5 protein-coding genes are annotated in these 9239 nt (G+C 72.1%); 3 read left to right on the forward strand and 2 right to left on the reverse strand.

What is annotated here, in order from left to right; genetic code table 11:
- Nucleotides 1-19 precede the first annotated feature (19 nt).
- Nucleotides 20-1249, reverse strand: a complete 1230-nt coding sequence (locus VIB55_RS05375; protein WP_331875641.1) for a serine hydrolase domain-containing protein — start codon at nt 1247-1249, stop codon at nt 20-22.
- Between the two features lie 268 nt (nt 1250-1517).
- On the opposite strand from VIB55_RS05375, the gene VIB55_RS05380 reads away from it, so the two are divergent.
- From VIB55_RS05380 to VIB55_RS05390, 3 genes are all read left to right on the forward strand, one after another.
- Nucleotides 1518-1778: a hypothetical protein gene (locus VIB55_RS05380; RefSeq protein WP_331875642.1), complete on the forward strand. Its 261-nt coding sequence runs from the start codon at nt 1518-1520 to the stop codon at nt 1776-1778.
- A gap of 42 nt (nt 1779-1820) precedes the next feature.
- Nucleotides 1821-4673, forward strand: coding sequence for a S8 family serine peptidase (locus tag VIB55_RS05385; protein WP_331875643.1), 2853 nt, complete (start codon nt 1821-1823; stop codon nt 4671-4673).
- A 423-nt stretch (nt 4674-5096) separates the two neighbouring features.
- Nucleotides 5097-7946: a S8 family serine peptidase gene (locus VIB55_RS05390; protein WP_331875644.1), complete on the forward strand. Its 2850-nt coding sequence runs from the start codon at nt 5097-5099 to the stop codon at nt 7944-7946.
- 76 nt (nt 7947-8022) lie between these two features.
- Here VIB55_RS05390 and VIB55_RS05395 read toward each other — a convergent pair.
- Nucleotides 8023-9239 (reverse strand): peptidase dimerization domain-containing protein (locus tag VIB55_RS05395; protein WP_331875645.1); only part of this gene is annotated, 1217 nt, incomplete at its 5' end.

A 9239-nucleotide genomic window follows, 5' to 3' on the forward strand; every position in this document is an offset into this window, starting at 1 on the left:
CACCCCGGCAAACGCGCGATTACGACCGCGGCACCCCGGCGATGGCGGCGTCGTACACCCGGCGGCGGAACCGCTGCATGTCTACCTCCATCCTGGGCAGGTAGGTGCGGTTGGTGAGCAGGACCACCCAGGTGCGGCTGACGGGATCGATCCAGATGGAGGTGCCGGTGACGCCCGTGTGGCCGAACGCGTACACCTGCTCGCACGCCTTGTGGTCGGGCACCTTGCCCTCGCGGCAGTACACCTCCCATCCCAGCGCTCGCGTTCCCGCGCCGGGCTGCGGGCGGGTGAAGCCGCGGACGGTGCGGGTGTTGAAGACGCGGACGTCTTCCAGGCGGCCCTCGTTGGCGATCAGCGCGGCGAAGGCAGCCAGGTCGCGCAGGGTGGAGAACGCGCCCGCGTTGCCCGACACCCCGTCCAGCCGGCGCGCCACCTCGTCGAACGATCCCCCCGCGTACGGCTCGTCGGCCTCGGCCAGGTGAAGGGTCGGCGCGCAGTCGGCGCAGCCGGGGGGCACGCCCATGGCCGTGTGCGTCATTCCCAGCGGCCCCCACACGCGGCGCTGCAGGTACCGCGGCAGGGGCTCGCCCGCCGCGCGTTCCGCCACTTCCCAGAGGATGACGAAGCCGAGGTCGGAGTACAGCACGTCCTTGCCTGGCTCCAGCGCCAGCGGGCGCGACAGCAGGTACCGCCGCACCCGGGCGGGCGGAACGTCGGCGATGTCGGCGGCGCCGGCGCGGACCCCCGCGGTGTGGGTGAGCAGCTGGCGTACGGTGACGCGGTTCTTGTCGCCGCCGGAGAACTCGGGCACGTACTGCCGCACGGGCGCGTCCAGCTCCAGCCGCCCGTCTTCCACCAGCGCCATCACCGCCGCCGTGGTGGCGACCACCTTGGTGAGCGAGGCCAGGTCGAAGCGCGTATGGTGCGGCGTCACCTCCGGCGCGTCGTCATCCCACGTCGTCCGGCCGTAGACGGCGACGTGCTGGATGGCGCCGCGGTTGCCGATGGCGAGCGCGGCGCCGGGAAAGGCCCCGGCCCGGACCCGGGCGCGCACCAGGCTGTCGGCCCTGGCGCGGCTGGCGGGGGAGAGCGGCAGCGGCGGCGGGATGAACGCGCTTTCCACCAGCCCCGGCGGGCCCGGCCGCACGTCGCGGCGGCCCGCCTGCACGCGTGCGCCGGCAAAACCCACCAGCACGGCCAGCCCGGCGCAGATGATCAGGATCTTCGAGTTCTTGGTCTCGTACAGCACGTTCCGCCCGTGGATATCCGAACCGCCGCCCTTCCCCGCCCCGGCGGAAATGCAGGGACCTTGCCGTGCAATGGGAGGAGCGCGCGAAGGCGCGGCGGAGCCGAGGACGCCTCCCGCGGTTCTCCGCGACTCCGCGCCTCCGCGTGACCCCTTCTATCGACCTTGGCCGGACCTGGGCGATGCGGTCTTCCGCGACGCCGTCCGCGGACGGCGTCCCTTATCGGTGATGATCGACGCCGGACCTTCGATCCCGCAGCCGAGGAACCGCATGACCACGGCCATCTTGCGCGGTGCACGCACCGCCCCGTGGCACGGCCGCGTGGGCGATCTCATCGTCGGCGGGATTTGGCGCCCGGCGTTGCGCGGGCACCTTGTCCGCGGAGCCCCCAACGTGTTATCCTGCTTCGAGCTGCCGTTGCAGATCCGCATCGGCCGTCCCTCCGCGCGGTCTCCGCAAATCCACCTCCCCACGGCAATTCACGGCCGTACCGCCACCCCGACGTTCGCGAATGGACGATTCCTGCCGTGACGGGCAGAAAGTCGTCGCACCTTTTTGAAAGAGTGCCGGCACATGCAACTCCCACGGTTGTTCCGCACGCTCGCACCCCTCGCGGCTCTCGCGGCCTTCGCCGCGTGCGACCGCCCCACGGAGGCGCTCACGGGCACGCGCGCGCCCGGCGAGACGGCCCCGCTGCTTTCCGCCGGCGCCGACGCCATCCCGGGCCGCTACGTGGTGGTCCTGAACAGCAGCGTGGCCAGCCCGTCGGCGGCGGCGCACGAGATGGTGCGGGCCCACGGCGGCCGGCTGCACTTCAGCTACTCGTCGGCCCTCAAGGGCTTCGCGGCCACCCTGAGCCCCGAGGCCGTGGAAGAGCTGCGGCGCAACCCGCAGGTGAAGTACGTGGCCCCCGACGCCTGGGCGTACCCCGTTCAGACGCAGCAGCCCAACGCCACCTGGGGGCTGGACCGCATCGACCAGCGCACGCTGCCCCTGAACGGCACCTACGGCTACGGCACCACCGGCGAGGGGGTGCGCGTGTACGTGATCGACAGCGGCATCCGCACCACCCACGTGCAGCTCGCCGGCCGCGCCAGCGTGGGCGCCGACTTCGTGGGTGACGGCCAGAACGGCCAGGACTGCAGGGGCCACGGCACCCACGTGGCCGGCACCATCGCGGGCACCACGCACGGGGTGGCCAAGGGCGCGCAGGTGATCTCCGTGCGCGTCTTCGGATGCACGGGCGGCGCCACCTACTCCACCGTCATCGCCGCGGTGGACTGGGTCACGGCCAACGCGGTGAAGCCGGCGGTAGCGAACATGTCGCTGGGCGGCGGTGTGTACGCCCCCCTGAACGACGCCGTGACGGCCTCCATCGCCTCGGGCGTGACGTACGCCGTGGCCGCGGGCAACGAGAACGCCGACGCGTGCTCCGTCTCTCCCGCGAGCACCCCGGGCGCCCTCACCGTGGGCGCGACCGCGTCCAACGACTGGCGGTCGTCCTTCTCCAACTGGGGCAGCTGCGTAGACCTGTTCGCGCCGGGCTCCGCCATCACGAGCGCCTGGTTCACCAGCGACTCCGCCACGAACACCATCAGCGGCACGTCGATGGCCGCACCCCACGTCGCGGGCGTGGCCGCGCTGTACCTGCAGAGCCATCCCACGGCGGCGCCGGGGGCCGTGGCCCAGGCCATCGACAGCACCGCAACCAGCGGGGTCGTCCTCGACCCGACGGGCTCGCCCAACAAGCTGCTGTTCTCGCCGCTCACCGTTCCGGCCCCGGCTCCGAAGATCGTCCTGAACCCCGGCGTGCTGCGCTTCACGTTCCTGCGGGTCCCGGCGGCGGCGGCTTCGGCCGCGGCGGCGGACACCGGCGCCCGGCAGCTCTTTACGGCCAGCGGCGCGGGAGAGCCCCGGCTGGCGCCCCGCGGGTTCGACGCGCTGTACGCCGCCACGGTCACGGACTCGGCCGTTTCCGGTCCGATCAAGCTCGCGAACACCGGCAACGCCGCGCTGAACTGGACGGCATCCGCGGACCGCCCCTGGCTGGAGGCAGACCCCACCGAGGGCACCCTGAACGCCGGCTACGACGCCATCCTGCACACCACCGTTTCCGGCGGCTCGCTGGCCCTGGGCACGCACTCGGGCAAGCTGGCGGTGCACGACTCGGCGGCGGGCATCGCGACCGGCTACGTGGACGTGGTGGTGAACGTGGCGGCCGTGGCGGTGCTCACCCCCGGCACGCCGCTCACCGGCCTGGCGGCCCCCTCGGGAAGCGAGACGTTCTACTCGGTGGCCGTTCCCAGGGGGGTGACCAGCCTGACCATCAAGACCAGCGGCGGCACGGGCGACGCAGACCTGTACGTGCGCCAGGGCAACGCCCCCACCCTCATGGAGTACGACTGCCGACCCCTGATGGGCGGAAACGTCGAAGCGTGCACCGCCCAGTTCCCCGCCCCGGGCACGTACTACGTGATGCTTCGCGGCTCATCCAGCTACACGGGGGTCACCCTGTCCGCCGCGTTCGGCGGACCCCCGGCCGCTCCCGCCAGCCTTACGGCCGCCGTGGAGACGCCTACGTCGGTCCTGCTGAACTGGGCGGACCGCAGCGTGAACGAAACGTCCTTCACCGTGTCGCGCCGGTCGATGACGGGCGCGACCACCTGGACGGCCTGGCACGACGTGGCCACCCCGGTGGCGAACGCCACCAGCGCCTCCACCGGCGGCCTGACCGGCGACAGCACGTACCAGTTCCGCATCCGTTCCTGCGGCGCCGCGGGGTGCTCGGCATGGGCAGCCAGCGCGGCCATCACCATGCCCCCCGCCCCGCCCGGGCGGCCGGCGGCCCCGACCGGCGCGGCGGCGGCGGCCGTGTCCAACACCCGCCTCCGGGTGACGTGGACCGATGCCAGCAGCAACGAAACCTCGTTCAACGTCGCGCGCCGCATGCTGAACTGGTCCGACGGCACCCTGGGGCCGTCGCAGATCGTCGGCAGCCCGGCCCCGAACGCCACCGCCTTCGTGGACAGCACCGTGACCGCGGGGCAGACGTACCGCTACTACGTCCGCGCCTGCAACAGCGCGGGATGCTCGGCCTGGGCGTCCACGGCCAACATTGGGGCCCCCATCATTCCGATGCCGCCCACGGGCGTCACGGGCACGGTGGTTTCGGCCACCCAGGTGCAGGTTTCGTGGACCGACGCCAGCAGCACCGAGACGTCGTTCATCGTCTCTCGCCGGATGCTGAACCTGGACGGCACCTGGGCCGCGGCGCAGAAACTCGGCACTCCCCCGGCGAACGCCACCAGCTTCGCGGACGGCACCGCGACGGGTGGAAAGACGTATCGCTACTACGTCCGCGCCTGCAACGAGCGCGGCTGCTCCGACTGGGGCATCAGCGCCAACGTGGTGACCCCGGCCCCCTGACACGCGCCGGGTGGCAAGGGCACCAGAGAACCCCCATGGACGGTGTCCACGGGGGTTCTTCGTCCGGGGCCACCTCGCGCACGTCCATGGGCTGCCCGCGTCGGTGATGCAATGACGATATCCGGTGGCCATCTTGCGCGGCGAACGCCTTGCCCCGGTCTACCCGCGCGTGCGCGGCCTGATCGTCGGCGGAAGCGGCCCCGGCGCAAACGAAACGTCTTGTCCGCGGCGCGCCGGCGCATTATCCTGTCGCAGGCTGTTGCAGACGCGCATCGGCCGTCCCTCCCGCGGTCCCCCGTGAAAATCCACTGCCGTACGGCAATTCACGGGCGTAATGCCCCCGAACCGTCACCCACCGGACACTCCCTGCCGTGACGGGCGGGAATTCATTTCATCGCACCTTCTTTCCCGGAGCGCCGCCACATGAAAATCCCACGGTTCTTCCGCTCGCTCGCACCGCTAGCGGTGCTCGCGGCCTTCGCCGCGTGCGACCGCCCCACGGAGCCGCTCACCGGCGCGCGCGCGCGCGGCGACGCGGCCCCGCTGCTTTCCGCCGGCGCCGACGCCATCCCGGGCCGCTACGTCGTCGTTCTGAACAGCAGCGTGGCCAGCCCGTCCGCGGCGGCGCACGAGATGGTGCGGGCCCACGGCGGCCGGCTTCACTTCAGCTACTCGTCGGCCCTCAAGGGCTTCGCGGCCACCCTGAGCCCCGAGGCGGTGGAAGCGCTGCGGCGCGATCCCCAGGTGAAGTACGTGGCCCCCGACGCCTGGGCCTACCCCGTACAGACGCTGCAGCCCAACGCCACCTGGGGGCTGGACCGCATCGACCAGCGCGCGCTTCCGATGAACGGCACCTACGGGTACGGCCCCACCGGCGCCGGTGTTCGCGTGTACGTGATCGACAGCGGCATCCGCACCACGCACGCGCAGCTCGCCGGCCGCGCCAGCGTGGGCGCCGACTTCGTGGGCGACGGCCAGAACGGCCAGGACTGCAGGGGCCACGGCACCCACGTGGCCGGCACCATCGCGGGCACCACCCACGGGGTGGCCAAGGGCGCGCAGGTGATCTCCGTGCGCGTCTTCGGATGCACGGGCGGCGCTCCCTGGTCCACCATCATCGCCGCGGTGGACTGGGTCACGGCCAACGCGGTGAAGCCGGCGGTGGCGAACATGTCGCTGGGCGGCAGCGTGTACGCCCCCGCGAACGACGCCGTGACGGCCTCCATCGCCTCGGGCGTGACGTACGCGGTGTCGGCCGGCAACAGCACCGCCGATGCCTGCACCGCGTCTCCGGCGAGCACCCCCGGCGCCATCACCGTGGCCTCGAGCGACGCCGGTGACTTCCGTTCCTCCTTCTCCAACTGGGGAACGTGCGTCGACCTGTTCGCGCCGGGTTCCGCTGTCACGAGCACCTGGTTCACCACCGACTCCGCCACGAACACCATCAGCGGGACGTCGATGGCCGCACCTCACGTGGCGGGCGTGGCCGCGCTGTACCTGCAGGGCAATCCCACGGCGTCGCCGGCGGCCGTGGCCCAGGCCATCGACAGCAGCACGACCAGCGGAAGGATCAGCGACGCGATGGGCTCGCCCAACAAGCTGCTCTTCTCGCCGCTCACCGTCGAGACCCCGGCCCCGCGGATCGTCCTGGACCCCGGCGAGCTGTGGTTCACGTTCCTGCGGGTCCCGGCGGCGGCGGCTTCGGCCGCGATGGCCGACACCGGCGCCCCGCAGCTCTTCACGGCCAGCGGCGCGGGAGAGCCCAGGCAGGCACCCGGGAAGGCCGGTGCGCTCTACGCCGCCACGGTCGCCGACTCGGCCCTTTTCAGCCCCGTGAAGCTCACGAACGGCGGAACGGCCGCGCTGAACTGGACGGCATCCGTAGACCGCCCGTGGCTGGCGGCAGACCCCACGGAGGGTACCCTGAACGCCGGCTACGACGCCGTCCTGAACGCCACCGTTTCCGGCGCCTCGCTGGCCCTGGGCACTCACACGGGAACGCTGGCGGTGCACGACTCCGCGGCGGGCATCGCCACCGGCTACGTGGACGTGGTGGTGAACGTGGCCAACGTGGCTGTCCTTTCCCCGGGCACGCCGCGCACCGGCCTGTCGGGCGCCACGGACAGCGAGACGTTCTACTCGGTGACCGTCCCGAAGGGGGTGACCAGCCTGACCATCAAGACCAGCGGCGGCACGGGCGACGTGGACCTGTACGTGCGCCAGGGCAACGCCCCCACGCTCACGCACTACAACTGCCGGCCCTTCAGCGGCGGAAACGACGAGGAGTGCACCGCCCAGTTGCCCGCCGCGGGCACGTACTTCGTGATGCTTCGCGGCTGGTGGAGCTACGAGGGCGTCACCCTGTCCGCCACGTTCGGCGGGCCCCCGGCCGCCCCGGCCAGCCTGACGGCCGCAGTGGAGACGCCCACCTCGGTGCTGCTGAACTGGGCGGACCGCAGCGTGAACGAAACGTCCTTCACCCTGTCGCGCCGGGTGATGACGGGCCCGACCACCTGGACGGCCTGGCAGGACGTGGGCACCCCGGGGGCGAACGCCACCAGCGCCTCCAACGGCGGCCTGACCGGCGGCGGCACGTACCAGTACCGCATTCGTTCCTGCAACGCGGCGGGGTGCTCGGGATGGGCGGCCAGCGCGGCCGTCACCCTGCCCAGCCCCGCGCCGGTGGCGCCCGCGGCCCCCACGGGCGCGGCGGCGACCGCCGTGGCCAGCACCCGCATCCGGGTGACGTGGACCGACGCCAGCAGCAACGAAAGCTCGTTCAACGTCGCGCGCCGCATGCAGAACCCCGACGGCACCCTGGGGCCGTCCCAGATCGTCGGCAGCCCGGGCGCGAACGCCACCGCCTACGCCGACAGCACGGTGACCGCGGGGCAGACGTACCGCTTCTACGTCCGCGCCTGCAACAGCGCCGGGTGCTCGGCCTGGGCGTCCACGGCCAACGTTACGGCCCCCACCGTTCCGGCATCGCCCACCGGCGTCGCGGGCACGCCGCTTTCGGCCACGCAGGTGCAGGTTTCGTGGACCGACGCCAGCAGCAACGAGACGTCGTTCAACGTCTCGCGCCGGATGCTGAACCTGGACGGCACCTGGGCCCCGGCGCAGAACCTGGGCAGCCCCGCGGCCAACGCCACCAGCTTCGCGGACAGCGCCGCGACGGGTGGTAAGACCTACCGCTACTACGTCCGCGCCTGCAACGCGGCCGGCTGCTCCGCCTGGGGCATCAGCGGCAACGTGGTGACCCCGGCCCCGTGACACTCGCCGGGTAGCACGGGCACGAAAGAACCCCCATGGACGGTGTCCATGGGGGTTCTTCGTCTCGAGGCCCCGCTCAGTCCTGCCGGGGCTCCGGCGCGCGCACCGTGGGGTACGCGATGCCGAGCTGCTCCAGGTAGGTGCGGTAGCGCCTGGAATCGTAGTAGTACCTCCGCATCTGCGGCCGGTAGCGCTGCATGACCTGCGCGTTCATCTCCACCGGAGGCTGGTCGCCGGGGCGGATCAGCGGCTCGTACTTGATGTCGCGGGTCTGCACGTCGCGAAAGTAGCTCCACGCGCTGTCCACCAGCTCCGGCCGGGTGAACAGGTCCAGCAGCGTCATCGCGGTCGCCTTGGCCCCGGCGGTGGAGCCCTTGTGCGCGATGGGCGTGGCCATCGACACCGCGTTCGACCAGTGGTGCCCCGGCAGGTTGGGGATGTTGGCCGGATAGCGCAGGGTGATGGTGGGCACCACCCACGAGATGTCGCCGATGTCGTCGGACCCGCCGCCGCGGTTCTGCGCGGGCGGCACCCCGCTGTCGATCCTGGCCAGGGCCGTGTCCAGCCCCGGCGTGCTATCGTTCCCCAGCTCCCGCTGCAGGGCCCGGGCGAGCGCCTGGTCCGCGTCGTCCCACCGGGGCAGGCCCACGCGGCGGATGTTGTCGTACATCGCCAGGGCCACCGGGCGGTTGAAGTGCCGGGGCCACGCGGCGCCCAGCACCTGCACCGTATCCAGCGTGGTCCCCGTCATCAGCGTGGCCCCCTGGGCGATCTGGTTGCCGATCTCCCACAGCTCGCGGATGCGCGGATACTCGACCTCGCGGAAGTAGTACCATACCGCCGCCGTGCGCGGCACCACGTTGGGCTGGTCGCCGCCCTCCGTGATCACGTAGTGCGAGCGGTGCGGCAGGCGCAGGTGCTCGCGGCGGTAGTTCCACCCCGCGTTCATCAGTTCCACGGCATCCAGGGCGCTGCGCCCGCGCCAGGGCGCCCCCGCGGAGTGCGCCGTCTCTCCCTGAAAGCGGTACAGCACGCTCACCAGCCCGGTGCCGTCCGAAGGGCCGTAGGAGACGTTGAGGTTGCTCCCCACGTGGGTGAAGATGGTCACGTCCACGTCGCGGAAGAACCCCTCGCGGACGAACCAGGCCTTGGCCGCCACCAGCTCCTCGGCCACCCCGGGCCAGATGCGGATGGTTCCCCCGATCCGCTCGCGCTGCATCACCTTCCTGGTCGCGATCGCGGCGGTGATGACGACGGGGAGCCCGGAGTTGTGCCCCTCGCCATGCCCCGGCG

This window comes from Longimicrobium sp., assembly GCF_036554565.1.
Taxonomy (GTDB): domain Bacteria; phylum Gemmatimonadota; class Gemmatimonadetes; order Longimicrobiales; family Longimicrobiaceae; genus Longimicrobium.

What these genes read in the sequence shown, in the direction of transcription:
- VIB55_RS05380 (WP_331875642.1), top strand. Translation starts at nt 1,518, where the DNA reads ATGACCACGGCCATCTTGCGCGGTGCACGCACCGCCCCGTGGCACGGC.
- VIB55_RS05385 (WP_331875643.1), top strand. Translation starts at nt 1,821, where the DNA reads ATGCAACTCCCACGGTTGTTCCGCACGCTCGCACCCCTCGCGGCTCTC.
- VIB55_RS05390 (WP_331875644.1), top strand. Translation starts at nt 5,097, where the DNA reads ATGAAAATCCCACGGTTCTTCCGCTCGCTCGCACCGCTAGCGGTGCTC.